Annotated in this window: 24 protein-coding genes; 5 read left to right on the top strand and 19 right to left on the bottom strand. The window is 61.4% G+C overall.

Annotation, left to right across the window (positions count from 1 at the left end):
* Both lepA and LG281_RS10065 read right to left on the bottom strand, forming a co-directional pair.
* Positions 1-1,818: a translation elongation factor 4 gene (gene lepA / locus LG281_RS10060; protein ID WP_404400258.1), complete on the bottom strand. Its 1,818-nt coding sequence runs from the start codon at positions 1,816-1,818 to the stop codon at positions 1-3.
* 44 nt (positions 1,819-1,862) lie between these two features.
* Positions 1,863-2,801: a CHAD domain-containing protein gene (locus LG281_RS10065; protein WP_404400260.1), complete on the bottom strand. Its 939-nt coding sequence runs from the start codon at positions 2,799-2,801 to the stop codon at positions 1,863-1,865.
* A 170-nt stretch (positions 2,802-2,971) separates the two neighbouring features.
* Here LG281_RS10065 and mbfA point away from each other — a divergent pair, with 170 nt between their 5' ends.
* Positions 2,972-3,955, top strand: coding sequence for an iron exporter MbfA (mbfA, locus tag LG281_RS10070; protein ID WP_404400263.1), 984 nt, complete (start codon positions 2,972-2,974; stop codon positions 3,953-3,955).
* A gap of 8 nt (positions 3,956-3,963) precedes the next feature.
* On the opposite strand, the gene LG281_RS10075 is transcribed toward mbfA, so the two are convergent.
* Positions 3,964-4,455, bottom strand: a complete 492-nt coding sequence (locus LG281_RS10075) for a DUF2306 domain-containing protein (protein ID WP_404400265.1) — start codon at positions 4,453-4,455, stop codon at positions 3,964-3,966.
* Between the two features lie 98 nt (positions 4,456-4,553).
* Between LG281_RS10075 and LG281_RS10080 the strand changes: the two genes are divergently transcribed.
* Positions 4,554-5,330, top strand: a complete 777-nt coding sequence (locus tag LG281_RS10080) for a LytTR family DNA-binding domain-containing protein (RefSeq protein ID WP_404400267.1) — start codon at positions 4,554-4,556, stop codon at positions 5,328-5,330.
* On the opposite strand, the gene LG281_RS10085 is transcribed toward LG281_RS10080, so the two are convergent.
* Positions 5,297-6,238, bottom strand: coding sequence for a LysR family transcriptional regulator (locus LG281_RS10085; RefSeq protein WP_404400269.1), 942 nt, complete (start codon positions 6,236-6,238; stop codon positions 5,297-5,299). The genes LG281_RS10080 and LG281_RS10085 overlap by 34 nt on opposite strands.
* Before the next feature lie 83 nt (positions 6,239-6,321).
* Here LG281_RS10085 and LG281_RS10090 point away from each other — a divergent pair, with 83 nt between their 5' ends.
* A complete protein-coding gene (locus LG281_RS10090) occupies positions 6,322-6,840 on the top strand; it encodes a GNAT family N-acetyltransferase (RefSeq protein ID WP_404400271.1) in 519 nt (172 codons plus the stop codon).
* Between the two features lie 3 nt (positions 6,841-6,843).
* Here LG281_RS10090 and LG281_RS10095 read toward each other — a convergent pair whose 3' ends face one another.
* On the bottom strand, positions 6,844-7,191 hold the full coding sequence (locus LG281_RS10095; RefSeq protein ID WP_404400273.1) for a VOC family protein: 348 nt from the start codon (positions 7,189-7,191) through the stop codon (positions 6,844-6,846).
* Positions 7,188-8,207, bottom strand: a complete 1,020-nt coding sequence (locus tag LG281_RS10100) for a rhodanese-related sulfurtransferase (RefSeq protein ID WP_404400275.1) — start codon at positions 8,205-8,207, stop codon at positions 7,188-7,190. The genes LG281_RS10095 and LG281_RS10100 overlap by 4 nt, the downstream gene beginning before the upstream one ends.
* A 132-nt stretch (positions 8,208-8,339) precedes the next feature.
* Here LG281_RS10100 and LG281_RS10105 point away from each other — a divergent pair, with 132 nt between their 5' ends.
* Positions 8,340-9,377: an aldo/keto reductase gene (locus LG281_RS10105; RefSeq protein ID WP_404400277.1), complete on the top strand. Its 1,038-nt coding sequence runs from the start codon at positions 8,340-8,342 to the stop codon at positions 9,375-9,377.
* Between the two features lie 28 nt (positions 9,378-9,405).
* On the opposite strand, the gene LG281_RS10110 is transcribed toward LG281_RS10105, so the two are convergent.
* The 11 genes from LG281_RS10110 to infC form a co-directional block, all read right to left on the bottom strand.
* Entirely contained in the window at positions 9,406-10,215 is an 810-nt protein-coding gene (locus LG281_RS10110; RefSeq protein ID WP_404400279.1) for a hypothetical protein, read from the bottom strand.
* A 3-nt stretch (positions 10,216-10,218) separates the two neighbouring features.
* Positions 10,219-11,106 (bottom strand): glycosyltransferase family 8 protein, encoded by an 888-nt coding sequence (locus LG281_RS10115; protein WP_404400281.1) that lies wholly within the window; start codon positions 11,104-11,106, stop codon positions 10,219-10,221.
* Between the two features lie 42 nt (positions 11,107-11,148).
* Positions 11,149-12,033, bottom strand: a complete 885-nt coding sequence (locus LG281_RS10120; RefSeq protein WP_404400283.1) for a glycosyltransferase family 8 protein — start codon at positions 12,031-12,033, stop codon at positions 11,149-11,151.
* Between the two features lie 26 nt (positions 12,034-12,059).
* Positions 12,060-13,298: an O-antigen ligase family protein gene (locus LG281_RS10125; protein ID WP_404400285.1), complete on the bottom strand. Its 1,239-nt coding sequence runs from the start codon at positions 13,296-13,298 to the stop codon at positions 12,060-12,062.
* 1 nt (position 13,299) lies between these two features.
* On the bottom strand, positions 13,300-14,478 hold the full coding sequence (locus tag LG281_RS10130) for a hypothetical protein (RefSeq protein ID WP_404400288.1): 1,179 nt from the start codon (positions 14,476-14,478) through the stop codon (positions 13,300-13,302).
* A gap of 277 nt (positions 14,479-14,755) precedes the next feature.
* Positions 14,756-17,179: a phenylalanine--tRNA ligase subunit beta gene (gene pheT / locus LG281_RS10135; protein WP_404400290.1), complete on the bottom strand. Its 2,424-nt coding sequence runs from the start codon at positions 17,177-17,179 to the stop codon at positions 14,756-14,758.
* Between the two features lie 23 nt (positions 17,180-17,202).
* Complete coding sequence (pheS, locus tag LG281_RS10140) at positions 17,203-18,327, bottom strand: phenylalanine--tRNA ligase subunit alpha (protein ID WP_404400292.1); 1,125 nt, start codon at positions 18,325-18,327, stop codon at positions 17,203-17,205.
* Positions 18,328-18,471: 144 nt separating this feature from the next.
* On the bottom strand, positions 18,472-18,873 hold the full coding sequence (gene rplT, locus LG281_RS10145) for a 50S ribosomal protein L20 (protein ID WP_404400294.1): 402 nt from the start codon (positions 18,871-18,873) through the stop codon (positions 18,472-18,474).
* A gap of 90 nt (positions 18,874-18,963) precedes the next feature.
* Positions 18,964-19,164, bottom strand: a complete 201-nt coding sequence (gene rpmI / locus LG281_RS10150; protein WP_231800994.1) for a 50S ribosomal protein L35 — start codon at positions 19,162-19,164, stop codon at positions 18,964-18,966.
* Between the two features lie 163 nt (positions 19,165-19,327).
* Positions 19,328-21,604 (bottom strand): methyl-accepting chemotaxis protein, encoded by a 2,277-nt coding sequence (locus LG281_RS10155; RefSeq protein ID WP_404400297.1) that lies wholly within the window; start codon positions 21,602-21,604, stop codon positions 19,328-19,330.
* 194 nt (positions 21,605-21,798) lie between these two features.
* On the bottom strand, positions 21,799-22,335 hold the full coding sequence (gene infC, locus LG281_RS10160; RefSeq protein WP_404406693.1) for a translation initiation factor IF-3: 537 nt from the start codon (positions 22,333-22,335) through the stop codon (positions 21,799-21,801).
* Positions 22,336-22,538: 203 nt separating this feature from the next.
* Here infC and LG281_RS10165 point away from each other — a divergent pair, with 203 nt between their 5' ends.
* The gene (locus LG281_RS10165) at positions 22,539-23,303 is read left to right on the top strand and encodes an alpha/beta hydrolase (RefSeq protein WP_404400299.1); all 765 of its coding nucleotides are present in this window, start codon (positions 22,539-22,541) and stop codon (positions 23,301-23,303) included.
* 8 nt (positions 23,304-23,311) lie between these two features.
* On the opposite strand, the gene LG281_RS10170 is transcribed toward LG281_RS10165, so the two are convergent.
* On the bottom strand, positions 23,312-24,463 hold the full coding sequence (locus LG281_RS10170; protein WP_404400301.1) for a CaiB/BaiF CoA transferase family protein: 1,152 nt from the start codon (positions 24,461-24,463) through the stop codon (positions 23,312-23,314).
* A 265-nt stretch (positions 24,464-24,728) separates the two neighbouring features.
* Positions 24,729-25,844 carry an acyl-CoA dehydrogenase gene (locus LG281_RS10175; RefSeq protein ID WP_404406695.1) on the bottom strand — a complete coding sequence of 372 codons (1,116 nt, stop codon included), beginning with the start codon at positions 25,842-25,844 and terminating at the stop codon, positions 24,729-24,731.
* Positions 25,845-25,903: the final 59 nt, after the last annotated feature.

Here is a 25,903-nt window from a genome sequence, read left to right on the forward strand (position 1 = left end):
TTAGTCATCCCCCATCCGCAGCGCCTTGATGAAGGCCTCCTGCGGAATTTCCACCTTGCCGAACTGGCGCATCTTCTTTTTCCCCTCTTTCTGCTTTTCGAGGAGCTTGCGCTTTCGGGTCGCGTCGCCGCCATAGCATTTGGCGGTGACGTCCTTGCGCATGGCGCGGACGGTTTCGCGCGCGATGATGCGCCCGCCGATCGCTGCCTGAATGGGGATGGTGAAAAGGTGGGGCGGGATCAATTCCTTCAATTTCTCGCACATCTGCCGCCCGCGATGTTCGGCCTGAGTGCGGTGCACCAGCATTGCGAGTGCATCGACGGGCTCGGCATTGACGAGGATACTCATCTTGACGAGGTCGCCGGCACGATAGTCGGCGATCTGATAGTCGAAGCTCGCATAGCCTTTGGAAATGGATTTGAGCCGGTCGTAGAAATCGAAGACGACTTCGTTCAGGGGCAGGTCGTATTCGACCATGGCACGCTGGCCAACATAGGAAAGGTTGGTCTGGATGCCCCGACGCTCCTGGCAAAGCTTCAAAATCGGGCCGAGATAGTCGTCGGGCGTCAGGATGGTCGCCTTGATCCAGGGCTCGTGGATCTCCTCGATCTTGACCGGATCGGGCAGGTCGGCGGGGTTATGGAGCTGGATGGTTTCACCATTGGTCAGCACCACATCATAGACCACCGACGGAGCGGTGGTGATGAGATCGAGGTCGAATTCGCGCGACAGGCGCTCCTGGATGATTTCGAGGTGCAAGAGCCCCAAAAACCCGCAGCGGAAGCCGAAGCCGAGCGCGGCGGAGGTTTCCATTTCGAACGAGAAGCTCGCGTCGTTCAATCGCAGCTTGCCCATCGCCGCGCGCAGATCGTCGAAATCGGACGCATCCACCGGAAAGAGCCCGCAAAAGACCACCGGCTGGGCCGGACGGAAACCGGGGAGTGGCTTGTCGGTGGGCTTTTTGTCGTCGGTGATGGTGTCGCCGACATTGGTATCGGCGACTTCCTTGATCGAGGCGGTGAAAAAGCCGATCTCGCCCGGCCCGAGTTCACCGACCTCGACGAGCTTGGGCGTAAAGACGCCGACCCTGTCGAGCTCGTAGCTGGCGCCGGCCTGCATCATCCGGATCTTCTGGCCTTTTTTTATGCGGCCATCGATGACGCGGATCAGGACGACAACGCCGAGATAGAGATCGTACCAGCTATCGACGAGCAGCGCCTTCAAGGGCGCGTTTTCCTCGCCCTTGGGCGCGGGCAGGCGCTCGACGATGGCGGCGAGGACCTTTTCGACGCCAAGGCCGGATTTGGCCGAGATTTCCACCGAGTCGGAGGCATCGATGCCGATGACGTCCTCGATCTGCTGTTTCACGCGCTCGGGTTCGGCGGCGGGCAGGTCGATCTTGTTGAGGACCGGGACGATCTCATGGTTGACCTCGATCGCGTGGTAGACATTGGCGAGCGTCTGCGCCTCCACGCCCTGCGCGGCATCGACGACCAGCAGCGACCCCTCGCACGCGGCCAATGAGCGGTTGACCTCATAGGCGAAGTCGACATGGCCCGGCGTGTCGATAAGGTTCAGGACGTAATGCTCGCCATCGGTGTGGGTATATTCGAGCCGGACGGTCTGCGCCTTGATGGTGATGCCGCGCTCGCGCTCGATATCCATGCTGTCGAGGATCTGCTCCTTCATCTCGCGCTCGCCCAGCGCACCCGTCATCTGGATGAGGCGGTCGGCAAGGGTCGATTTCCCGTGGTCGATATGAGCGACGATGGAGAAATTGCGGATGTGGCTGAGCGGGGTCTTTTGGGGTGTCTTCATGGCTTCGAGCGTTTAGCAGGAAAGCGAAGGCCCCAAAAGATGGTTTATTCAGCCTTAAGCGGGTTTATCGTCCCCTTGCGGTAGGCCCGGGCAACCGCTTTGCCAGCCGCCTTGGCGCCAGGCGCGAGGACATCATCCATCAACGGGTCGAGCCGACCGATCAGTTCACCCCGCCAGGCGGCGAGAAGGCCGGTGAGGACGAGCCGCTCATCCTCGGGGCCGGGCCGCTTGTCGGCGAGCAGACGCGTCAACTCGTCGATGTCGTGAACGAGGCCGAGGATTTCGCCGGCGGACGCCAGATCCTTGCGGATGCGCTTTTCGTCTCCGGGCCAGAAGTCCCTGAGGAGGCGCGTGGCATAGCCGGCATATTTCACCGCCTTGCGCCATTCGTGCAGGTTTTCGGCGCCTGGAGCCTTACGCGCAGTCTTGCGGGATGTACGCAAGGTTTTGAGGATTTTCGCAACACCCTCAGCGAGCGTATTGGCCGCGCCTTTGGGGGTCAGTGACCAGTTGACTGCAGAAAGGGCAAAGGCTGCTTCGCCCAGCCTTTCCTCCGTTTGCGCGAGCAGGCTTTCGGCGCCTTGGGTCTCGGCGTGCGCGGCAGGCGTCATGTTGGCCAGCGCGCGCTCGACGCCAAGGAAGGGCTCGTCGTCCAATTGGGCGGCAAAGCGGTCCTTGAGCGCCCCGATCAATTCATCGCGCGCACCCGTTTCGCGCAGGGGCGCAAGATCTCGGGCGATGTCGCGGTAGCGGGCATTCTCCGCGCGGTAGAAATCCTCATCGGCATAGCGGACAATACGCAGGAGCCCGCGCATGCGCTTCAGGCCCTTGCGAACGTCATGGATGCGTTCGGGCAAAGGACCCTCGGTGTCCCGCAAGTCCGCGACCATCCTGTCGATCTGGCCACGCGCGACGATGACCATGTCGGCGTCGAGGGGACGTTCGCCCGCGAGGCGATAGGGCGGCTTCTTCGCGAGGTTCATAAGACGGCCTTTTCATCGAACGCGCTTTGCCGGTTCAATCTAGGGCCTATTTGCCTTACGCCCAAGCGAATGTGCCTGCCCCGCATACGGGCCCAAGAATTCCGGACATGACTTCTGGACGAAACACGGAAGACTAGCTTAGAATAATTCTAAACTATTGGGGTGCACTCATGTTTTCGCGATTCCTTCAGTCCGGCAAACGGGATTTCTCGTCGCTCTCGGAAAAGGAGATTCTGGCCCTCGCCATCTCGACCGAAGAGGAGGACGGACGGATTTATGCCGCCTATGCCGACCGGCTTCGGGACGAGTTCCCCGCCTCCGCGGCGATCTTCGAGGGCATGGCCGCAGAAGAGGACGAGCACCGGCGACGCCTTATCGACACCTACACAGAGAAATTCGGCAGCCGGATCGTGCCGATCCGCCGCGAGCACGTGCGCGGCTTTTTCACCCGCAAGCCGGTATGGCTGATGGCCGAGCTCGATCTCGATACCGTGCGCGCACAGGCCCGCGACATGGAACAGGGTGCCGCGCGGTTTTATGCGCAGGCCGCCGCGCAGACGACGGACGCGTCCGTGCGCAAGCTCCTGGGCGATCTCGAAGTCGCCGAACGTGGGCACGAACGGGCCGCCGACGCGCTCGAGGATGCGCACCTGACCGACCGGATCCGCGACGAGGAAAAGGATGCGGCCCACCGCAATTTCCTGCTCACATACGTCCAGCCGGGCCTGGCGGGGCTGATGGACGGTTCGGTTTCCACGCTTGCTCCGATCTTCGCGGCGGCGTTCGCAACCGGCGATACATGGCAGACCTTCCTCGTCGGGCTGGCGGCCTCGGTCGGCGCGGGGATATCCATGGGCTTCACCGAAGCGGCGAGCGACGACGGCAAATTGACCGGGCGTGGCTCGCCCATCAAACGCGGGTTCGCCTCGGGGATCATGACCGCCCTTGGCGGGCTGGGGCACGCCCTGCCCTATCTCATCCCCGACTTCTGGACGGCAACCTCGCTCGCGATCACCATCGTGGTCATCGAATTGTGGGCCATCGCGTTCATCCAGAACCGGTATATGGACACACCATTCTGGCGCGCGGTGATGCAGGTGGTGTTCGGTGGTTCGCTGGTCTTTGCAGCGGGGATCCTGATCGGGAACGCTTAGAAATCCGTTCAAATCAACCGTACGCCGCGCCTGCGCTGGATCACAACGGCCATGCCCACGCCCGCGAGGACGGCGAGCGCCACAAGCCCCGCGGTGACCCCGCCATCTGCAAAAATGACTGCATGCATACGGCGACCAGGCAGCAGCGTGAAGCCGCCGGTCAGGAGCAACGCAAAAACATAAAGCGAGATCATCGTCGAGCGGTGCGCGATAAGGTTTCCCGTGCGGGCCGCCCAGAATCCACCGGCGAGCGAAAAGAGCGTGAAGATCGAGAGCCCGTGGAGAAGCGAATAGGGTCCGAACATCCGGATTTCGGTGATGCCGAACGAGGAGAGCGCCACCACGGCCATCAGCCCAAGCCAGACGCGGCCCATGGCCTTGTGGACGGACGTACCCTTTTTCATGAGCATCACGACCGTACCCAGAATGGTTGCGAGGAGCGCGGCACCGGCATGGAGCTGGACGGCGAGAGCGGAATGGGCAAGAGGCGATAGATCCATGGCGTCATCCTTGTCGTTTCTCGTTGGCGACGGGTGACGCCCTCGTCCGGTTTGGCTATCAACGCAAACGGGCTTTCGCCAAAACGAGGGAAAATTTCGTGAACTGGCCGCCGCTGCACTTGGCGCTTCGTGAAACGCAGGCCGTTTATCGCGACCGGCGGGCGCTCTCCGCCATCGCCCTGGTGGGCACGATCCTGGGGCTCGCGGGGCCGTTCGGGACGTTTGCCGAACTGAGCGCGCCGCTGCGCGTGCTTTACTGGCTGGTGATCGCCTTTTCGACCTACGGGTTGGGACAGTTCGGCGGCACGCTGCTCGCGCGCTGGATCGTGCCCGAGCGGCGGCCACTATGGGCCAGTGTTCTCGTCATGGCGCTGGGCGCGGCTGTGCCGGTGACCCTCATGGTCCTCGTTATCAACCGCGTGTTCTTTACGGACATCATCTTTTCGGGCTGGGGGAGCCTTGTGCTCCTTTTCTATTGCTTTTCGATCTCGCTGGTTCTCATCGCGATGATCGAATACGTCGTCGGACCGCTCGTCGTGAAGGCGCCCGAAGCGCCTCCGCGCGAAGGACCGCGCCTTCTGTCGCGCCTGCCCCACCACCTGCGCGGGCCGCTTTCGCATATGTCGATGGCGGACCACTATGTCGAGGTGCATACGGCCAAGGGGTCGGCACTGGTGCTGATGCGGCTCGCCGACGCAATTGCCGAGACCGAGGGCGTTGCCGGGCTGCAGATCCATCGCAGCCATTGGGTGGCGCTGGACGCCGTTTCGGGGCTGGAACGGCGCGACGGGAAGACGTTCGTCGCGCTCAAATCGGGTGTACTCTTGCCGGTGAGCCGGCGCTATCTCGATGCGGCGCGGGCCGCGTTCGGGTGATCGAGCCGGTTTTCAAGGATCGTCCCTAGCTTCGCGCACTCGACGGCGATCTCCCGCGCGAAATCCCGGACCATGTCGCGCTCGAGCGCGGATTTCGAAAGCGACACGACCGCGATGTCGCGGTGCAGCGGATCGAAATCGCGCGGTTTGATCTCCACGAGGTCGCCATTTGCCAATTGCTCGGCGATGGCCGAGCGCACGAAAAAGCCCAACCCCTCGCCAGCCAGCGCAAGCTTACGCGCGGGGCCAGTGGGGATTTCGACGCTGGTCTGCGCCCGCCTCACGAGCGCGGTGGCCCCTTCGGGATCGACCTGCCACCAGCGCAGCGAGATGACGCGCGGGACGAGAGCAAGCACTTCGCCAAGCAATGGACGCGGCGGCAGTTTGGCGGCGAGGTGCGGGGCGAGAACGAGCGGGACAGTCTCGCGCATGATCAAGAGCGGATAAAGCTCGGGCACCAGCGGATCGAGATTGGGCCAGGCGATGATGCCCAGTTCGACCGAGCGGTCGTGCAGCATACTCGTGACGTGGTGATGATGGCCCTCCATCACGATGACATCGACATCCCGGTGGCTGGCCTGAAAGCGCAGAAGCGCGTCGCTCAAGAGCGGGGTCACGAGCGAGCGCAGCGACCCCAGCGTAATCCGTCCGCGCTCGACCCGGCGAAGCGCCTCCCGGCCTTCCTGAACCGTATTGATGATGCGGCGGGCATAGGGCAGAAAGGTCATGCCCTGATCGGTCAGCGCGATCTTGCGGCCACGCGTGAAAAGCTGAACGCCCAGGATATCCTCAAGCACGCGCATGCGCATCGAGACGGTCGCCTGGGTGACGTTGAGCCGCGCGGCGGCCTTGGTGAAACTTAGGTCCCGGGCGATCCTGTCGAAGGTGCGGAGTTGGTCGATATCCATAAAAATTCTTTATTTTTAGGATTGATACTCATTGTGTTTTTCAGTTTAGCATCGGCATAACTGATTTGAAAAGGTGCATTCCCATGCGCGTTCGTTCCGCGACCGAAGCCGATCTTCCACAGATTCTGGACATTCATAACCACGCCGTACGCACTCTCGATGCGATCTGGACGGAGGCCGAAGAGACGCTTGAGGACCGCCGGGCGTGGCTCCTGGATCGGCAAGGCAATGGATTCACGGTGCTGGTGGCGGTCGAGGATGGGGACGTTCTGGGGGTAGCAAGCTACGGGACCTACCGTTCGCGCTCGGGGTATCGGAAGACCGTCGAGCATTCGATCTATCTGCGCGAAGACGCGCAGGGGCGCGGCGTCGGCAAAGCGCTGATGGAGGCACTGATTGCCGATGCGAAGGCGAAGGGATTTCACTTGATGGTCGCTGTGATCGACGCGAAGAACGCGGGTTCGATAAAATTCCACGAGCGGTTCGGGTTCACAGTCGCGGGAACCCTGCCGCAGGCCGGGTTCAAGCACGGCAAGTGGCTCGATCAGGTCAATATGGTGCTGCTTTTGGACGACGACCCGGCGCCGCCGAGGGGGTATTGATCCCTACTGGTGCATCAGGATGTTGACCAGCTTGCCGAAGGGGTCGCGCACGAAGAAGCGGCGGACGCCCCAGGGCTCGTCGGCGGGACCATATTCAACGGCAATGCCCATGGCCCTCGCCTTGTCGAGCACCGCATCGACGTCCTCGACCTCGATCGAAATATCGGGGACCGGTGTGTCCGAGCCGCCCTGGGTCATGACGCTCATCTGGACACTCATCCCCTCGCTCGACCCGTAGGTACGGATCCAGCCCATATCCATGCGGATGTCGAGCCCCAAGAGGTCGCCGTAAAAGGCTTGGGCCTTGTCCGGATCGCCGGCGATATTGGTAACGATACGCTTGACGGTCATGATCTTTCCCCCACCCGGCTGCGTTGCCGGTCGGCCTCACGGCGGGCTTTTCTGGCAAGGCGGCGAGCCGCGGCGTTTTGTGCCGCATCGGCGCCAATATGGGCTTCCCCGCGTGCTTTGGCGAGATCGATCTGGCGTTGGCGCTCGGCGGCTGCGGCGCGCTTTTCGTCCGTCATGGCTTTCGCGCAGTGATGGCACTGGACCCCATCGACGAACTCCGGCCGTTCGCGGTCGAGCGGCGTCAGGGGCTGACGGCAGGCGCGGCAAAGCGTGGCATCGCCGATCTTGAGCCCGTGACCGACCGAGACGCGCTCGTCAAAGACGAAGCACTCGCCCTGCCAACGGCTCTGCGCTTCCGGCGTCTTTTCAAGATAGGCGAGAATCCCGCCCTTCAAATGGTAAACTTCCGCGAATCCCTGCGCGAGCATGTAGGAAGACGCTTTCTCGCAACGGATTCCGCCGGTGCAGAACATGGCGACCTTCTTGTGTTTTTTGGGGTCCAGGTTCTCGGCGACGTAGTCCTTGAATTGGGTGAAGGTCTCCGTTCCGGGGTCGATGGCGTTTTCAAACGTGCCCAGACCAACCTCATAATCGTTACGCGTGTCGATAAGGACGATGTCGTCGTCCGCTATCAGCGCATTCCAGTCCTTGGGGTCGACATAGGTGCCCACCTGTTTCCCCGGATTAACCTCCGGCGCCCGCAGAGTGACGATCTCGTCCTTGAGCCGCACCTTCATCCGGTGGAACGGCATTGTCTCGGCTGTCGAATATTTGACCTCCGCGCCCCTGAACCGGCCGCCAAAGATATTGCCGGCTTCAAGCCAGGTTATGAGCGCATCGATCGCCTCCGGCGTACCCGCGACCGTGCCGTTTATCCCCTCGGGTGCCAAGAGGAGCGTGCCACGGATGCCCTTCGCGCAGCAGAATTGCGCAATAGGCTGCTGCAACGCTTCGAAGTCCGGCTGGTCCACGAACTTGTAAAGCGCAACGATTTTGACAGGCGAAAACTCGATCATGACGCCCCCATACACCAGCGGAACGCCGCGCAGCAAGCAGACCTTGCGTCAATCAGCACGCAGTTGCATAGTGATGAGGAGCGTACATCACTTGCCGCTCTCGCTGCGGCAGTCCATCCGGAGGAGATTTCAATGACTTATCGTGCTGATCCGGCGCGCTATGGCGCCATGTCCTATCGCCGCTGTGGGAAATCCGGACTCAAACTCCCAGCAATCTCGCTGGGGCTCTGGCAGAATTTCGGCGGCACGCGGGACTATCCCTCCGCCTTCGAAATCCTGGGCTATGCATTCGACAACGGCATCACCCATTTCGACCTCGCCAACAATTACGGCCCTCCGCCGGGGTCTTCCGAAGAGCTGTTCGGGCAGGTGCTGGCGCGCGATTTCCGGCCCTATCGCGACGAGATGATCATCTCGACAAAGGCTGGCTATCACATGTGGGACGGGCCCTACGGGGAGTTCGGCTCGCGCAAATATCTGCTTGCCAGCCTCGATCAGTCCCTCAAGCGGATGGGGCTCGATTATGTCGATATCTTTTATTCCCACCGCTACGACCCGGAAACCCCGCTCGAAGAAACAATGGGGGCGCTCGCTCACGCCGTGCGTTCGGGCAGGGCGCTCTATGTCGGAATTTCGAGCTACCCCGAGCACGAGACACGGGAAGCCCACCGTATCCTCAAGGAGATGGGTGTCGCGCTTACCATCCACCAACCGTCCTATTCGGTGCTCAATCGCTGGATCGAGGACGACAAGACGATCGATGCGTGCGGAGAATTGGGGATCGGGATGATCGCATTCTCACCGCTCGCACAGGGCGTGCTGTCGGGCAAGTACAACAGGGGCAAAAAGGAGGGGACGCGGGCGGGCGATACGCACTCCACGCTGCGCGAGAGTCATATCGAACCGCGTGTGCTCGACGCTGTCGAAAAGCTCGGCCCCATTGCGGAAAAGCGCGGCCAATCGATGGTGCAGCTCGCGCTCTCGTGGGTGCTGCGGCGGGACGAGATGACATCCGCGCTTGTGGGCGTGCGGACGCTCGATCAGCTTCGCGACAATCTCGGAGTTCTGAAAAATCTTGAGCTGACGGTGGAGGAAATCGCCGCCATCGACCAGGCAACCGCCGGCGGCCTGATGGAACTGCATCCGAGGCCAAGCGGGTGGTTGCGGTAAAAGGAGGGAGCTCCTTGCTGGGCCTTTTTCAAAGCCCGAAGCGCTTGAGTTCCCTGTCGATGAAGCTGCCAGGCTCGGGTGGCAGGGGATCGCGGCCATGCCGGTCGGTCAGCGCCGAATTCCAGATATGGACCGAAAGCGTATCGGGGGTGACGGTCCCCTCGATATCGCTCCCCGGGGCGAGCAGCGTCCGCGCATCCGCCCAATCGAGCGGATAGAATACATCCTTGGGTTTGATCTTGCCTGTTAACCCGAGTTCGCGCACGAAATGCCCCAAGGGTGAGGGACCCGTGGCACCGAACTGCATGTGATGGATCGGCAACTCCTCGCCGAACATCCGTCGCACGGCAACTTCCGCGTGCCGCCAAAACGGCAGACCGGGCGGAATTTCGCCAGTTTCGAAGACCGCAATGAGGCGGCGCACGAGTTCGCTGTCCGCGGGCATCCCCAGCACCGCGTTATTGATCTGCTTGCTCCAGAGGTTCCGCCAGTTCGGCTCGCCGGCGTAACCGAACAGGTAGTCGGCGTCGTTTGGGAACGGACGCACGCAATAGACGTCGCAATCGGCCCAGATACCCCGGTCCTGCGCGATCAATTCGAGCCTGAACAGATCGGCAAAGACAGCCGGACTGCGGTCGCCCTTGTAAAAGAAGATCCGGTCCTTCGGGATGATCTCGTCGGCGTCACGGAAGGTCACGCCATCGGGCAGGTTTTCCGGGCGTTCATAGGCGTAAAGCTCGACGGGATGACCGTGGTCGAGGAAAGAGGTCAGGCACAGCCTTTCGAGATAGCCCATGGGGCCGTGCCAGAACGAGACAATGGTCGGCAGTTCGGTCATGCGTCAGCTTACCTTGATGAAGGGCAGGAATTTCGCCAGCCGCTTCTTCATACGGAAGCGCCAGTAGCGGTAGAAGAGTTCGTTGGTCATGACGTGGCGGTAGGTCCGTGCGAAGGCCACGCTGGAAAGCAGGTTCCAAGGCTTGCGCTCGCCGGTATAGTGCAGGATGAACGGGTTGAACGCCTGATGCTCGGCGCGCGGGCTGATCAGATTCCATCGCTGATCGAGCAGAAACACATCGTTGTTAAAGACGATGTTGAGTAGGTCTTGATCGTAATAGATCCTGTCCATCGTACCGTCGGCGATATAGGTCGCAAGGCATTCGGGGATGCGGGCCGCGTGCCACTTGTTCATGTCTATGACAATGAGGCCAGCATTGAAATAAGGATCGGCCGGATCGATGAGGTCGCGATTTTCGTTGGCGTCGCGGCGGTTTGAAATCGTGAGCGCCGAAGGCTCCTCGACGGCGGCCACGGATTTACCTTCGAGATCAAGTTCGGCAAGTTGCTCTATGGGCGCCATCACCATCATGTCGCAATCAAGATAGATGAGGCGCTTGACGTCGCCGGGCAGAAAGCGATCAAGCAGTAGGCGCGCATAAACGATGTTGGTCATGCGCTTATGATAAGGCGCGTTTTCAACCAGCGACAGGAATTCGGCGTTCTCCGTGAGATCGTAGAATTTGAGCGTCGCGCCGAACTCGGTTTCGATCTTCAAAAGGTCGATTCGATGCTCTTCAGTCAGCGGACGGTGGCAGAGGTGAAAGACCAAATCGGTGCGGCGATGGGTATGCAGGCAGATCGAGCGCATGAGCGCGAAGGCGGGCGCCCAATAGCTGTCGTCGAATGTCAGGGCGATGTGGATCGGGGCGCCGGTTTGTGTTTCTTGCATGGGCTAAGTATGCCTTTTCGCCATCGCTTTTAAGGATAAGTGCTAGCGCGCCTTGAGGAACGGCGCAGATTTCGCAATGCGCTTTTTCATCCTGAAGCGCCAATAGCGATAAAAGAGTTCGTTGGTCATGACGTGGCGGTATAAGCGCGCATAACCGACGCGCGAAAACAGGTGCCAGGGCCGGCTTACGCCTGTGTAGTGCAGATTATAGGGATTGAGTGAAACGTGCGCGGGAGCGGGATCGACAACATTCCAAAGGGTATCGAGCCTGTGCCAATTCCCCTGGAAAATGAGGTTGAGCACGTTCTGGCTGCACTGCAGACGATCGGCAGTGCCGTCGGAAATATGAGTCTCGAGCTTTTCGGCAACATTCGCCGCACGCCAGCGCGCGATGTCGATCAGTAGCAGCCCGGCATTGAAATAAGGGTCGGCAGGGTCGAGCACGCCGTGCTGACGGATATCGCGGCCCGATCCGACCCATTTCCCCCAAGGGTCCTCAACCGCGCCGACGGGCTTGTCGCCCAGATCGGTCTCCCAAAGCGTTTCAATGGGCGCAACCACCATCATATCGCAATCGAGATAGATGAGCCGGGTAACGTCGTCGGGCAGAAAGCGATCAAGTACGAACCGGGCATAGACGATATCGCTGAGCCGCTTGTGGCGCGGTACGCGATCAGCAAGGTCGAGCAGCTGCCGGGACAAGGTCAGGTCGTAAAAGCGGAGCGATGCCCCAAACTCGGTTTCGATCTTCAAAAGGTCGGCGCGATGCCCATCGCTCAAGGGGCGATGACAAAGATGAAAGACGAGATCGGCCCGCCGGCGCGTCGCTAGACAGATCGAACGCATGGTGGCGTAGGCTGGCGCCCAGAAGCCGTCGTCGAAGGTCAGTGCGACATGGATAGGGCCTTCGCCGGGTGCAAATGGCATGGGCTTGCTTCCCTGGTTGACGGATATCACGCTGCTTTCCGGCGTGCCGGTACGTCCTTGCAATAGCCCAAAAGGACGGCGGTGGCGACAGGGCTGAAGCAAAGCAGCAGTTCGGCGCCGAAGGCCGTGTTGAAGAGCCCGTGCAGCGCGTAGCTGCCGGTGACGGTCAACGCCCCAAATACGCGCGCAGTATGCTGACTGTCGGCGACACTCTTAAGAGCGCCAACGACAGGTAGCAGGAGATAAAGTGCGTAAAAGGCGATGCCGAAAACACCGGCAAGCGCCGCGAAGTTGAGATAGTCGTTGTGAAAATGCGACCAGTTCTCGACCTCGGCGGCGATATCGGGCGTCATATACTGGCGCCCGGCCTCCACGTGATCGTACCAGCCGAAGCCGAATATAGGCGAATCGAGGAAGGCGCGGATGGCGCCGATATAGAGTTGAACGCGGATTTCTGTGGAACGGTCGGGCACTGTTCCGTCTGAAAGGAATTCGTAAATCGTGTTGAAGCCTGTCAGTGCGCGCATCTGATCGGCGAAAGCTACGAACACGAATACAGCGCATAGCGCCAAAGCCAGAACCACCCCACACCAGATCAGCCGCCATTTGAGGGGCAGCCTAGCGGCGATCAAGAGTGCGAAAACCGCCGCCAAACCGGCAGCTACGATCGGTGCGGAGCGAGTACCGGCAAGAACCCCGGCTGCCGTTCCCATGATTGGCCCAAGTAGAAAGACCAGCCGCCAAAGCCCTTTACCCGAAAGCAATCCCATGAGTGACAAAAAGCCCAGCATGACCGAAGCCATCGCGAAGGGGTTGGTGAGGTTGACGAACCCTTTCGCACGGTCGAGCCCCAGGCCCCAAATATCGTAGATCGCGCTTAGAAGCGCCACAGCGGCGCCGACGAGGGCGAAGCCGGCCACAATCTGTGCGGCATTCGCGTTCGCGTTGCGATTGAATAGCGCATAGGCGGGAAGAAACAGGATGAGCGGGAGAAAATTGCCCAGATTGGCAAGATCGTCCCAGCGTTCGGCCGAGCCGATAAAGCCTATAGCCAGACTCACGAACGCAACGAGATAGCCGATCCCAACGGGATGACGGAGGGCATCACGGCCATCCTGAGTACTCAAGAGGAACGGCCAGACCAGCAGTAAGGCGATCAGATATAGATAAGGCGCGGCATTGCCGATCGCGTTCGCCAGGACCAGAAGCGAGAACAGAACAAACGGCGCAATGAACCGGTCGGCGAATACGAGGCGTGACTCCATATCAGGCTATTTCGCTCCCGGTCATGTAGCGCTCGACCTGCTCATCGAGAGCGCGCAAACGTGTATGGGTCCCTTCATTGCGGGCTTTTGCCATATTCCGCTCCTCCTTCCAATTGGTATTGATCGCCTTGAAGTGGAAGAACGGCAGGCTTGGGGCACGCTTGTTGATGGCTTTCGAAAGTCCGTATATGCGGTGCATCATGGGAGTGTAGGCGAAATTCTGGGCCCAGGGCGCCTGCGGGCTGATGATCCATTTGTTGGCACAAATCGATTTGAGGCGATTCGCGTTCCGGTAGCGGTAGCGCAGATGGTGGGGGCAATCCGCATCCTTAGGGGCGACGGCGGTTTCCACCCAGGTGCCCTTGAGCGTGGCGAGGCCGTCATGGCCTTTGGCAAGTGCGGCGAAAGCGTCGCCATCGAGCCCGATGCCCACGAGCTCGTCGATGTCGCAATTGAGGATGCCCGCCGCACGCGGGGCGAGGCGGGAGACGGTGACGCGGAAACTCGCGACCTGGAGGAAATTGGCCCAGTAGGGGTGGAAGAGCACCGCAGGGTCGACGGGGCCATAGCGGTAGGGCCAGGAGGGAACGGCAACGGTTTTGATGCCAGGGACCGCTGCGAGCGTTTCGGCGACCGTGCCCGGAGCGTAGCTGGTCGAGGCGTTATCGAAGACGATGATGGCGTCGACACCGTGGAGTTTCGCGTGCCAGTCGGCCCAGAGCGTCATCCACTCGAGATCGTTGTCCTTATTCATGGTGAACATGACGCGCCGGTTGGCGAAGGTGTCGGCGAGGTTCGGGCGAACGGGAAGGTGGAAGGTTCCTTCGCCGAAATTGAGGATGACGCTTTCTGTGTGCGCAGGGGCATTTCCAAGCGCGATTGTCATAGTCGAGCGCGAAATGTAGAAGCGCGGCTCGAGAGCCTGCCCTGAAGGCTGCGCAGCGAAGCGCGCGGCCTCCCATTGCGGGGCAAGCGTGCAGGGTGGCGGGCAGACGAGGACGATTTCGTTGCCGTTTGCCGACCAGAAGCAATCGTAAACCAGCGCACGATCCTCGAACGCCGCCCAGAACGCCTCCGGCCTTTTGCGGCGCGGTGCGCGGGGGGAGCGGCGGAGTGGGCCGTCCTCGGGGAGGAAGGCCGCGCTGCTTTCGATCTCGATGATCTGCGCGTTAGCCCGCATTTCTCACACTCCCTGTGCCCTGCGCCGGTCCAAAATGGCGAGAGGGCAGGAAGAGAGCGCAGTGCGTATTGGACATACGTGCAAGCGCTCTGACGCCCCCTGTCGCCATATTCGCTGACGCGGACCTTCGGTTCGACCGGCCCTTCGGGTCGGATTTTGGCGGTCGCCTACGGGCACGGAGCGAGAAAACCGTATGCCCGATACGCTTTTTCGCTCCGCACCCGTATGCGACGCGCCAAAATCCGACGCAGGGCACAAGGAGTGTGAGAAATGCGGGCTAAGCACGCAGAGCGCCCCCGGTCGCCTTTTCGACAGCAGCGACGATCTTGCCGCCGACCGCTTCGATTTCCTCGTCGGTCAGGGTCTTTTCGCGCGGCTGGAGCGTGACTTCGATGGCGATCGACTTCTTGCCTTCGCCCACATGGGTACCCTCGAAGACGTCGAAGATGGAGACGTCGGTCACGAGCGCCTTATCGGCACCCTTCGCCGCGCGCAGGAGCGTTGCGGCCTCGACCGACTTGTCCACCACAAAGGCGAAGTCGCGGCTTAAAGGCAGCAATGCAGAAGCATCGAGGGCAGGCTTTGAGGTCGCCTTCTTGCGCGGCAAGGGTAGCGCATCGAGGTCGATTTCAAAGGCAGCAACGGGGCCATCGAGGTCGAGATCGGCGGCGAGTGCGGGGTGCAGTTCGCCGAACCAGCCCAGGATCAGCCTGGGGCCCAGTTGCACGCGGCCACCGCGGCCCGGATGACTCCAATCGGCAGGTTCGGCGACAACCTGTGCCTTTTCGATATCGACGCCCAGCGCATCGAGCGCGGCAGCAAGGTCGGCCTTGGCGTCGTACACTCCGACCTTTTCGGCCTTGCCCTGCCAGTGGCGGCCCGAGCCGGTGAGTTTTGCCGTTCCGGTGCGGATGCCGCTCGCATAGGTGTGCTGGCCCTCGGGCGCATCCGAAAGGAAGATCTGGCCGACCTCGAAGAGCGCCACATCCGCATACCCGCGATTGGCGTTGCGGGCGGCGGCGGTCAGGAGCCCCGGCAAGAGCGAGGGCCGCATGTCGGTCATGTCCGAGGCGATGGCGTTGGCGAGCCGGAGTTCGGGCTGGCCACCGCCAAAGCGGGTGGCGAGATCTTCGGAGATGAACGACCAGGTCATCGCCTCGTCCATGCCGCGGACCGCGAGCGCCCGGCGGACGATGCGACGGCGGTTCTGGATCGGGGTCAGCATGGTCTGGGCGACGTGGTCAGCGCGCGGGAGCGGTTCGACCGGCACGCTGTCGACGCCATAGATGCGCATCACCTCTTCAACGAGATCGGCCTTCATCGTGACGTCCGGACGCCAGGAGGGGACGGCGACCTTGACGCTCTCGCCATTGCCGGACACCCAGAAACCCAGCCCCGTAAGAATAGCCTTCACTTCCGGCAGCCCGACCCTGAGGCCGGTCAAACGCTGAACCTCGGAAATAGGGAAGGTGATAACCCGTTCGGGGATTTCCTCCTCGCCTGAGATCACCGGCTCGCAGGCCTCACCGCCGCAGATGTCGAGCACCATGCGGGTGGCGAGTTCGAGGCCGGGCTCGGTGAGCGCGGGATCGACCGAACGTTCGAGCCGGTAGCGCGCGTCCGAGACGATGCCGGTCTTGCGCCCGGTCTGGGCGATCAGGTCGGGGTCCCAGCCGGCACATTCCATGAAGATGTTGACGGTCTCTTCGGTGCACGAGCTGCGCTCGCCGCCGAGTATACCCCCAAGGCAGAGCGGGCCTTGGTCATCGGCAATGACGCACATGGTTTCATCGAGCACGTGGGTCTTGTCGTCCAGCCCATCGAGAGTTTCGCCCGGGCGCGCGTTGCGCAGGTGCGGGGTGCCGACGATCTTATCTGCATCATAGGCGTGGAGTGGTCGACCGCGGCCCTGTGAGATAAAATTGGTGATGTCAGCGAGCGCGTTGATGGGGCGCAGCCCCACGGCGCGCAAACGATCCTGCAGCCACTGGGGGGAGGGACCGTTCTTGACACCCTTGATCAGCCGGCCAGCGAATTTTCGGATCGTCTTGGGTTCGCCTTCGGCGAAGCGGTGTTCAAGCGGTGGAACCGGGCTCGGACCAGCCGTCGAAGGCACAGGCTGGATGGCTGCATCGTGAAGCCTACCCAACCCCGCGGCGGCAAGATCGCGCGCGATGCCATAAATGCCGGTGCAATCGCCCCGGTTGGGTGTGATGGCGACGTCGATCACCACGTCATCGAGTCCGGCATAGTCGGGATAGGCTACACCGACGGGCGCATCCTCGGGCAATTCGATGATGCCCTCATGGTCGTCGGAGATTTCAAGCTCGCGCGCCGAGCACAGCATGCCATTGGACGCCTGGCCGCGGATATTGCCCTTGGTGAGGGTGAAATCCGAACCGGGGATATAAGTTCCGACCGGGGCGAAGACGGCTTTCATCCCCGTGCGGGCATTGGGCGCGCCGCAGACGACGTCGATCAGTTCGCCCGCGCCCGCATCGACCTTGCACACGCGGAGCTTGTCGGCGTTGGGATGTTTTTCGGCGCTCACGACATGGGCGGTGACGAAATCCCTCAGCCGCGCGCCGGTATCGACAACATCCTCAACCTCGAGGCCAATGGTGGTGAGCGTCTTGACGATCTCGTCCGCCGTCGCGTCGGTTTCGAGATAGTCCTTAAGCCATTCGATGGTGAATTTCATTTCTCTTTTCCTCGCGGCGCGCGTTAGCTGGACAGCCCGCCGAACAGCGTCGGCAGGTCCAGCGGACGGAAGCCATAATGGTCCAACCAGCGCTGATCGGCGTCGAAGAATGCGCGCAAATCCGGCATGCCGTATTTGAGCATAGCGAGGCGGTCGATGCCGATGCCCCAGGCGAAGCCCTGGTAGACGTCGGGGTCGAGCCCGGCGTTGGAAATAACGTTGGGATGCACCATGCCGCAGCCGAGAATTTCCATCCAGTCGCTGCCCTGGCCTATCTTCACGTCATTGCCCGAGCGGTCGCACTGAACGTCGACCTCCATCGAGGGCTCGGTGAAAGGGAAGAAGCTGGGGCGGAAACGCGTGGCGACGCTTTCGACTTCGAAGAAGGCTTTGAGGAATTCTTCGAGCACCCAGCGCAATTGCCCGATATGGCTCGACTTGTCGATCACCAGCCCCTCGACCTGATGGAACATCGGGGTGTGTGTCTGGTCGCTGTCGTTGCGGTAGGTCCGGCCGGGGATAACGACGCGGATGGGCGGGTCCTGTGGTGGCGTCATGTAACCGGCGGCAGGCTTTTGATTGGTTTGCTGCATGACGCGCACCTGCACGGGCGAGGTGTGTGTGCGCAGGAGCTTGCGCTTGCCGTCGGGGCCCGGCTGGAAGAAGAAGGTATCGTGCATCTCCCGCGCGGGATGACCTTCGGGGAAGTTGAGCGCGGTGAAATTGTAATAATCGGTTTCGATGTCCGGACCCTCGGCGATGGAAAAGCCCATGTCCGAGAAAATCGCGGTGATTTCGTCGATGACCTGGGAAACCGGGTGAATGCGGCCCGCAGCGGCAGGGGCGGGGCGCAGGGGGAGCGTGACGTCGACGGTCTCGCTCGCGAGCCGTTTGGCGAGGGCTTCAGCCTTCAATTGCTCGCGGCGGGTCTCGATCTTGCCTATGATCTCGTTCTTGAGGCCGTTGATCGCGGGGCCCTGTTCCTTGCGCTCTTCGGGCGTCATCTTGCCGAGGCCGGCGAGACGCGCCGAGACGGCGCCTTTCTTGCCCAGCGCTTCGACGCGCACGGCGTCCAGCGCGGCTTCGGTGTCTGCGGCGTCGATCGCGGCGGTAAGGCGCGCCGAGAGGTCGGCGAGGGATTCAGACATTATCGTTCCAGCAAAAGGTCTTTCGGAATGCGGGTGAAGCGGTAGCAAACGAAAAAGCCCCGCGCCACCCCCAAACGATGCGGGGCGGCACAAGGCTTCGTTTTTCGGCCTCAGCTTGGGGCTCAGGCGGTGCGGACGACGCGTTTACGCGTTGATCCGCTCGTGGGTCGTTGCCTCGATCTCACCGAGATAGGCAAGCGCACCCTTGGCCTTTTCAACGAGCGCGGCGAAGGCCTGCGGCTCGTGAACGGCCAGATCGGCCAGGACCTTGCGGTCCACGGCGACCTCAGCCCGGCTGAGGCCGTCGATAAATCGGCCATAGGTCAGGCCGTGCTGGCGCGCGGCGGCGTTGATGCGCTGGATCCAGAGCGCACGGAAATTGCGCTTCTTGGCCTTGCGGTCGCGGTAAGCGTACTGGCCGGCCTTTTCGACGGCCTGCACGGCGGTGCGGAAATTGGTCGAGCGGCGGCCGTAGTAACCCTTGGCGGCCTTCAAAACCTTCTTGTGACGGGCGTGGGCGGTAACGCCCCTTTTCACGCGTGACATATCTTTAGTTCCTCAAATCTGGCAGATGCGCCTTTATCAGGTCGCGTTTTCGAACCGGAAAACCGGCTTCCACTTTTCCTGAAAACGCTCCTAGCGGGCGTAGGGCATGTACTTCTTGGCAATCTTGGCATCGGGCTCGGAGAGCACCTTGGTGCCGCGATTGGTGCGGATGTACTTGGCGTTGTGGCTGATGAGGCGGTGGCGCTTGCCGGCGACGCCGGACACAATCTTGCCGGACGCCGTCACCTTGAAGCGCTTCTTGGCGCCAGATTTGGTCTTCATTTTGGGCATTTTGCTTGTCCTTTTAGTCTAAAGGAGACCCCAAAGGGTCTTCGCATTCAGAACCGCCACGGCATGCCGTTTGGCCGGGCGGTCCGGTTGGAAGTGGGCGTTATAGGGATGCGGGCGGCGAAAGGCAAGCCGGAAGTTTGCCGCCGGCAGCATGGCCCGCGCGTTACCCTGCCCTGCGCTTCATGCTGACAACAGTGCTGTCTGTGTCGGCCTGCCAAATCTCAAGACCGGCCCCGCCGTCCGAAAGCTGGAATGCCGCGACAATGGTATCGAGTTCGGTGGCCTGCGCTTCGGTCTGCTCAATCGCCGCATTGGTTTCTTCCACCAGCGCCGCGTTGTGCTGTGTCATCTCGTCGAGCTGGCGCACCGCCGTACCAACCTCGGAGATGGCTGCGGACTGCTCGCGGCTGGCGTCGGAAATCGTGCGCATCAGTTCGGCGTTCTCGGTCACCGCGTTGCGGATCGAAAGAAGCGTCTCGGCCGCCTGCGCGACAAGCTTGGAGCCGCCATCGACCTCGCTTGCGGACTGTTCGATCAGCGCCTTGACCTCGCCCGAGGCTTCCGCGGCCGATTGGGCCAGCCGGCGCACTTCGACCGCGACCACGGCAAAGCCCTTGCCCGCTTCCCCGGCGCGCGCGGCTTCAACCGAAGCGTTGAGCGCCAGAAGATTGGTCTGGAACGCGATGTCGTCGATCATCTTGATGATGTCCGAAACCTTGGCCGAGGAGGTCGTGATCCGCTCCATGGCGGACGTCGCGTCTTCCATCACATGGCCGCCCTTTTCGGCCAGCGCAGCGGCGGACCGGGTTTTGCCCAGCGCGTCGCCAGCGGCCTCGGCATTGCGCTCGACCATGCCGGAGAGTTGCTCCATGGCGGCCGCAGTTTCCTCGATGGTCGCGGCCTGGCGTGTGGTGCGTTCGGACAGGTCGTTGGCGCCGGTGAGAATTTCGCTCGTTGCGGTTTTGAGGGCGCGCGAGGTGTCCCTGAGCCTGCCGACGACATCGGAGAAGGCTTCAGCCATGGCATTGGTGCTGTTTTTGAGTTCACCGAACGCACCCCGATAATCGCCCGTAACGCGGCTCGAGAGGTTCTGCTCGGCCATGTCGGCGAGGACCTTACTGGTCTCGGAAAGTCCCGCCTCGACGGTTTGCATCAGCGTGTTCACGCTTTCCGCGACGTTCTGCAACCCGGCTTCATCGTAAGTTTGATCGATGCGCGAGGTAAAATCGCCCGCAACGGCAGCGGAAACAACTCGCTGGATGCGCGTCTGCAGATCGTCGCGAATGGCATTGGCCTCCGCTTCGCGGCGCGCGAACGCAGCTTTTTCCGCGTCGGCGGCGACTACGGCCTTGCCGTTGTCGCGGAAGACAGCGAGGGCCTCGATCATCTGTCCGATTTCATGGCGCTGGTTTTCGTCGAGTTGAATATCCAGATCCCCATCGGCGAGTCGACGCATCGTTGCCGTCACCTGCTTGATGGTCTTCGACAACCAGCGACCGACAAGGATCGCCGTTATCAAACCGAACAAAATACCGATGCCCGAGACGATGAGAACCTGCAAGGTCATAACGCTGGCCTGGCCATCCACCTGAGATGCCAACGCATCCTGGACCTGCTGCTCGTATGCCAGGATCGTATCATAAGCGACCTGCATCTGGGGGCCGAGGACATCGAGTTCGTCGGAAACTATGGCGTCTGCTGTCTGGACGAGACCGGCATAAACTTCGAGTTGGGCATCGAACGTCGCCAGTTGAGCGGTGACCGACCGTGCGATCGTCTGGACGAGCGTCGAGACCCTGAGTTCGCTCAATTTCTCGCGCGCGCGTTCGACAGCCGCCGTAGCCGCCTCGAGTATTTCGGGTGACCCGGTACGACCGAACCGTTCGGCATAAAGCCTAACGCTCATCAGCGCTTCCATAGCTTCGCCAGCGCCAACCGCAGCCTCGGCATTATCGGCGGCGGCCAACCGGCCGATCAGCGAGGACAACTGGTCGCGCATCTCGATGGCCAAGGCTTCGATCTCTGCGTCGAGCGCTTCCATTTCGGTAGTGACCGCATGCAGCCGCGAGAATGCATCGCCATAAGCGACAGCGAGGCCTTCAACCTCGGCGATAGCTTCGAGGACGGCGTCATTGCCCTCGAATACGGCGAGACCATCGGCATCGGTTGTGGCGACATCTTCGATCAAGGTGACGACGGTATCAGCCGCGTCTGCACTCGGGTTCAGGCGGTATTTGAGGGCTGCCAGACGGCTGGCGGAGAGATCGTTCACATAGTCGCCGATTTCCAGCGTCTGGCGCGCTGTTCCCCGGTATTGATCGAAAAGGTTCGTGAGTTGCTGCACACCAATAAACGCAGCGACGCCGACAAAGGCCAGCAACAGGACTATGGCGCCGAAGCCACCATAAATCCGATGTACGATACTAAGGCGGGATATCATTGAAGTCGGGGCTCCTGGATCACCTATCCAACGTCTTGGTCGGAGTCCACTAAAGCCCAGACTGGTTAAATATGATTCAAGAGGATCTCAATAATGACAAATTCCCGCCATTCACCGCGGCCGGGAAGAAGACCAGATACAAAAAGGTGGCCTTGCGACCACCTCCTCGATTATTCCCGCGATGTCGGAAGCACTCAGCGCGGAGCCAGTACCATCACCATCTGACGGCCTTCGGCGCGCGGTGTCGATTCGACCTTGGAGATCTCCTCGAATTGGTCGCGAACCTTGTTCAAAAGCTCGAGGCCGATTTCCTGATGCGCCATTTCGCGGCCACGGAAGCGCATGGTGACTTTCACCTTGTCGCCTTCGCCGAGAAACTTCTCGACCGAGCGCATTTTCACATCATAGTCGTGCTGATCGATATTGGGCCGGAGCTTGATCTCCTTGACCTCGATCACCTTCTGTTTTTTGCGGGCCTCGGCCGCTTTTTTCTGGGCCGAGTATTTGTACTTTCCCAGATCGAGGATCTTGCAGACCGGCGGCTTGGCGTTGGGTGAAACCTCGACCAGGTCCATGCCGACATCCTCGGCCATGGCGATCGCCTCGGATGTGCGGACAACGCCTAGGTTTTCACCTTCGGCACCGATCAACTGCACTTCGGGGACGGTAATGTCATTGTTTGCGCGGGGCCCCTCCTTTTGGGGCTGCACAACTCTCATCGGACGACGAATGGGCTTACATCCTTTTGGTTGGTTGCGTTCGGGCGAACTCGGGCGCGACCCTCAACGGGATCGCGCGCATAAAATCTTGGTAATCGGGCGCAAAGTCAACAGGCAAACGGGGCAGAAGCTCTGCCCGTTTTGCACGTGCCTTGCCCTTTAGCAAAGGTATTGCTAGGCGTCCACAAATCAACTGATCGAAAGGGACCGGCTCAATGAGCGTGCGCGAACAAAACCTTGCCGTCGGCACCGGTGCGCAGGCCCGGGACATAGCCATCCTGCGCCGTGGCGGCAAAACGCCCGGGCTCTTCTGGCTGGGCGGGTTCAAATCCGACATGATCGGATCGAAGGCGCAAGCGCTTGATGCGCTGGGCGAGCGCGAGGGCCTCGCGGTCACGCGCTTCGATTATTCGGGACATGGGATATCCGGCGGGCAATTTCTAGAGGGGACGATCAGCCGCTGGCTCGAGGAAGCGCTCGCGGTATTCGATACTACGGATGGAGAACAGATCGTCATCGGCTCGTCGATGGGCGGTTGGCTGGCGCTTCTTCTGAACCGCGCCCTGCGCGAGCGGGGCGACAACCGCGTGCGCGGGATCGTCTTGATCGCTCCTGCGGTCGACATGACGCAGGATTTGATGCGTTCGACCTTCACCGACGCGGAGCTCCTGGATCTGTGGGAAAAGGGCCGCGTCGAGCAGCCCTCAGACTATTCGGACGAACCTTATGTCCTGACGCGGGAATTGATTGAGGATGGGGAAAAGCATCTTATGTTCGGCCAGCCGATCCGCACCCATTGCCCCGTCGCGATCTTGCAGGGCGGCAAGGATACCGACGTGCCGCCGGCGCATGCACTCAAGCTCGTGAGTCATCTGATTTCCGACCCGGTGACGTTTACGCTCATCCCTGATGGCGATCACCGGCTAAGCCGGGAGCCGGATTTGGAAAAGCTCAAACAGACAATATTGCGGCTGGTTTAGCCCATTAATCACACCTTTTTCATCCGCATCAGTTCGGCTTTGACCGCTTCGGTATCAGCGCCAAGCCGCGGCGCGGCTTTATCGAGCGCCAGGTCCGCGTCCGACATCACGATGGGCGTCCGCACGCCGGGCAAACCGTCGATGGACAATTCCATGCCACGCGCCTTGATCTGTGGATCGGCGAACACTTCGGCGACCGTGTGGATCGGGCCCGCTGGAATGCGTGCGGCTTCCAGTGCGGCGAGGAGATCATCGCGCGTCCAGGTGCGGGTGCGGATTTCGAGCGCTTCGGTCAACGCCGCCCGATTGGCGACCCGGTCGGCATTGGTGGCAAAACGAGGATCGGCGGCGAGGGCAGGCTGGCCCAGCACAGTGGCGAGCCGGGCGAATTGCGTGTCGTTGCCCACCGCGATGATGAAATGCCCATCGGCGACAGGAAGTGTTTGATAAGGCGCGATGTTGGGGTGGGCGTTGCCGAGCCTCGTGGGCGACAGGCCAGTGGCGAAATAATTGAGCGCCTGATTGGCAAGGACGCCGGTCATGGCGTCGTAGAGCGCCATGTCGATAAACTGCCCCCTCCCCGTTACCGCGCGCTGGGCGAGCGCCGCCTGGATGGCGACCACGCTATAGAGCCCGGTGAAAATGTCGGCAAAGGCTACGCCGATCTTTTGCGGTTCGCCCTCGGGGTCACCGGTCAGGTCCATGATGCCTGAGAGGCCCTGGATGAGGAAGTCATAGCCCGCACGGGTGCTATAAGGACCGGTCTGGCCGAAGCCGGTGATCGCACAGTAGACGAGGCGGGGATTGGCGGGCGCGAGGCTTTCATAGTCGAGCCCAAATTTTGCGAGGCCGCCGAGTTTGAAATTCTCGATGACGACATCGGCGGTGCCGATCAGCTCTTTGACGAAATCGAGATCGTCCGGAACGTTGAAATCGGCAACGACAGAACGTTTGCCACGGTTAGTCGCGTGGAAGTAAGCCGCCGCGCGTTCGCCGTCATGGTCGATAAAAGGCGGCCCCCATTGGCGCGTGTCGTCGCCCTTTGGGCTCTCCACCTTGATGACGTCCGCACCGAGATCGGCGAGCACCTGCCCGGCCCAGGGTCCCGCGAGAATGCGGGCGAGTTCGACAACGCGGAGGCCGGTGAGCGGGTGTGCCATTAGGGCCTGTCAACACTATGGATAGGGGTTTGATGGGTCACAGTCCGAGAACCTTTCGTGGAAAATACGCCGCCGTAGGCTGGCGTCTGCAAGGCGGATTTTTCGCGGCAAGGAGCCGGACTATGACCCGTCCGGTAGGTTTTGCATAAATCGCCCACTGCCGGCGCGTTTCCTGCAGCACGGGGGATAACCCCGCCCCGCGGAAAACGCTTGGCATCGAACGATATATGCAAAATCAAACCCTTATCCATAGTGTTAACAGGCCCTACATAAAGGCCTGCAATCCAGTCTGGGCGCGCCCGAGGATCAGCGCGTGAACGTCGTGCGTGCCCTCATAGGTGTTGACCGTTTCAAGGTTCTGAGCGTGACGCATGACATGGTATTCGATCTGGATGCCGTTACCGCCATGCATGTCGCGCGCGGCCCGGGCGATGTCGAGCGCCTTGCCGCAATTGTTGCGCTTGATGAGCGAAATCATCTCGGGCGCGGCTTGCCCTTCATCCATCAGCCGCCCGACCCGGAGCGCGGCCTGGAGCCCGAGCGCGATCTCGGTCTGCATGTCGGCGAGCTTTTTCTGGTAGAGTTGCGTGCCCGCGAGGGGCTTATTGAACTGCTTGCGGTCGAGCCCGTATTGGCGGGTACGCAGCCAGCAATCCTCCGCCGCGCCCATGACGCCCCAGGCGATGCCGTAGCGGGCACGGTTGAGGCAGCCGAAAGGGCCCTTGAGGCCCGAGACGTTGGGCAGCAGCGCGTCTTCGCTCACTTCCACGCCATCCATGACGATTTCTCCCGTGATCGAGGCGCGCAGGGAGAGCTTGCCGCCGATCTTGGGGGCGGAGAGGCCCATCATGCCCTTTTCGAGGACGAAGCCCTTGATCGCGCCGTCATGGGCGTCGGATTTGGCCCAGACGACGAAGACGTCAGCGATGGGGGAATTGGAGATCCAGGTCTTGGCACCCGAGAGCCGATAGCCGCCCTCGGTCTTTTGCGCGCGGGTCTTCATCGCGCCGGGGTCCGAGCCCGCGTCGGGCTCGGTCAAGCCGAAACACCCGATCCACTCGCCGGTGGCGAGTTTGGGGAGATATTTGTGCCGCTGGCCGTCGGTGCCATAGGCGTATATGGGATACATGACGAGCGAGGACTGGACGCTCATCATCGAACGGTAGCCCGAATCGATGCGCTCGATCTCGCGCGCGATGAGCCCGTAAGCGACATAGCCCGCGCCGAGCCCACCATAGGCCTCGGGAACGGTGGCGCCCAGAAGTCCGACTTCACCCATCTCGCGGAAGATGTCCGGGTCGGTTTCCTCGTTGAGATAGGCGTTTTCGACGCGCGGCATCAGTTTGTCGGCAGCGAAGGCCCGAGCCGACTCGGCGATCATCTGCTCTTCGCTGTCGAGCTGATCGGCAAAGCGTAACGGATCGTCCCAGACGAAGTCCG

The organism is Pelagibacterium halotolerans, from assembly GCF_044811015.1.
Lineage (GTDB): Bacteria > Pseudomonadota > Alphaproteobacteria > Rhizobiales > Devosiaceae > Pelagibacterium > Pelagibacterium halotolerans_A.

Bases quoted from the DNA above. Each gene is read 5' to 3' on its own strand.
- LG281_RS10155 (WP_404400297.1), bottom strand. From the start codon at position 21,604: ATGATATCCCGCCTTAGTATCGTACATCGGATTTATGGTGGCTTCGGC.
- LG281_RS10105 (WP_404400277.1), top strand. From the start codon at position 8,340: ATGACTTATCGTGCTGATCCGGCGCGCTATGGCGCCATGTCCTATCGC.
- LG281_RS10095 (WP_404400273.1), bottom strand. From the start codon at position 7,191: ATGACCGTCAAGCGTATCGTTACCAATATCGCCGGCGATCCGGACAAG.
- rpmI (WP_231800994.1), bottom strand. From the start codon at position 19,164: ATGCCCAAAATGAAGACCAAATCTGGCGCCAAGAAGCGCTTCAAGGTG.
- LG281_RS10170 (WP_404400301.1), bottom strand. From the start codon at position 24,463: ATGGCACACCCGCTCACCGGCCTCCGCGTTGTCGAACTCGCCCGCATT.
- LG281_RS10125 (WP_404400285.1), bottom strand. From the start codon at position 13,298: ATGGAGTCACGCCTCGTATTCGCCGACCGGTTCATTGCGCCGTTTGTT.
- LG281_RS10075 (WP_404400265.1), bottom strand. From the start codon at position 4,455: ATGGATCTATCGCCTCTTGCCCATTCCGCTCTCGCCGTCCAGCTCCAT.
- LG281_RS10175 (WP_404406695.1), bottom strand. From the start codon at position 25,844: ATGATCGCCGAGTCGGCTCGGGCCTTCGCTGCCGACAAACTGATGCCG.
- LG281_RS10090 (WP_404400271.1), top strand. From the start codon at position 6,322: ATGCGCGTTCGTTCCGCGACCGAAGCCGATCTTCCACAGATTCTGGAC.
- lepA (WP_404400258.1), bottom strand. From the start codon at position 1,818: ATGAAGACACCCCAAAAGACCCCGCTCAGCCACATCCGCAATTTCTCC.
- pheS (WP_404400292.1), bottom strand. From the start codon at position 18,327: ATGTCTGAATCCCTCGCCGACCTCTCGGCGCGCCTTACCGCCGCGATC.
- LG281_RS10115 (WP_404400281.1), bottom strand. From the start codon at position 11,106: ATGCAAGAAACACAAACCGGCGCCCCGATCCACATCGCCCTGACATTC.
- LG281_RS10085 (WP_404400269.1), bottom strand. From the start codon at position 6,238: ATGGATATCGACCAACTCCGCACCTTCGACAGGATCGCCCGGGACCTA.
- LG281_RS10130 (WP_404400288.1), bottom strand. From the start codon at position 14,478: ATGCGGGCTAACGCGCAGATCATCGAGATCGAAAGCAGCGCGGCCTTC.
- LG281_RS10065 (WP_404400260.1), bottom strand. From the start codon at position 2,801: ATGAACCTCGCGAAGAAGCCGCCCTATCGCCTCGCGGGCGAACGTCCC.
- LG281_RS10165 (WP_404400299.1), top strand. From the start codon at position 22,539: ATGAGCGTGCGCGAACAAAACCTTGCCGTCGGCACCGGTGCGCAGGCC.
- pheT (WP_404400290.1), bottom strand. From the start codon at position 17,179: ATGAAATTCACCATCGAATGGCTTAAGGACTATCTCGAAACCGACGCG.
- rplT (WP_404400294.1), bottom strand. From the start codon at position 18,873: ATGTCACGCGTGAAAAGGGGCGTTACCGCCCACGCCCGTCACAAGAAG.
- mbfA (WP_404400263.1), top strand. From the start codon at position 2,972: ATGTTTTCGCGATTCCTTCAGTCCGGCAAACGGGATTTCTCGTCGCTC.
- LG281_RS10100 (WP_404400275.1), bottom strand. From the start codon at position 8,207: ATGATCGAGTTTTCGCCTGTCAAAATCGTTGCGCTTTACAAGTTCGTG.
- LG281_RS10110 (WP_404400279.1), bottom strand. From the start codon at position 10,215: ATGACCGAACTGCCGACCATTGTCTCGTTCTGGCACGGCCCCATGGGC.
- LG281_RS10120 (WP_404400283.1), bottom strand. From the start codon at position 12,033: ATGCCATTTGCACCCGGCGAAGGCCCTATCCATGTCGCACTGACCTTC.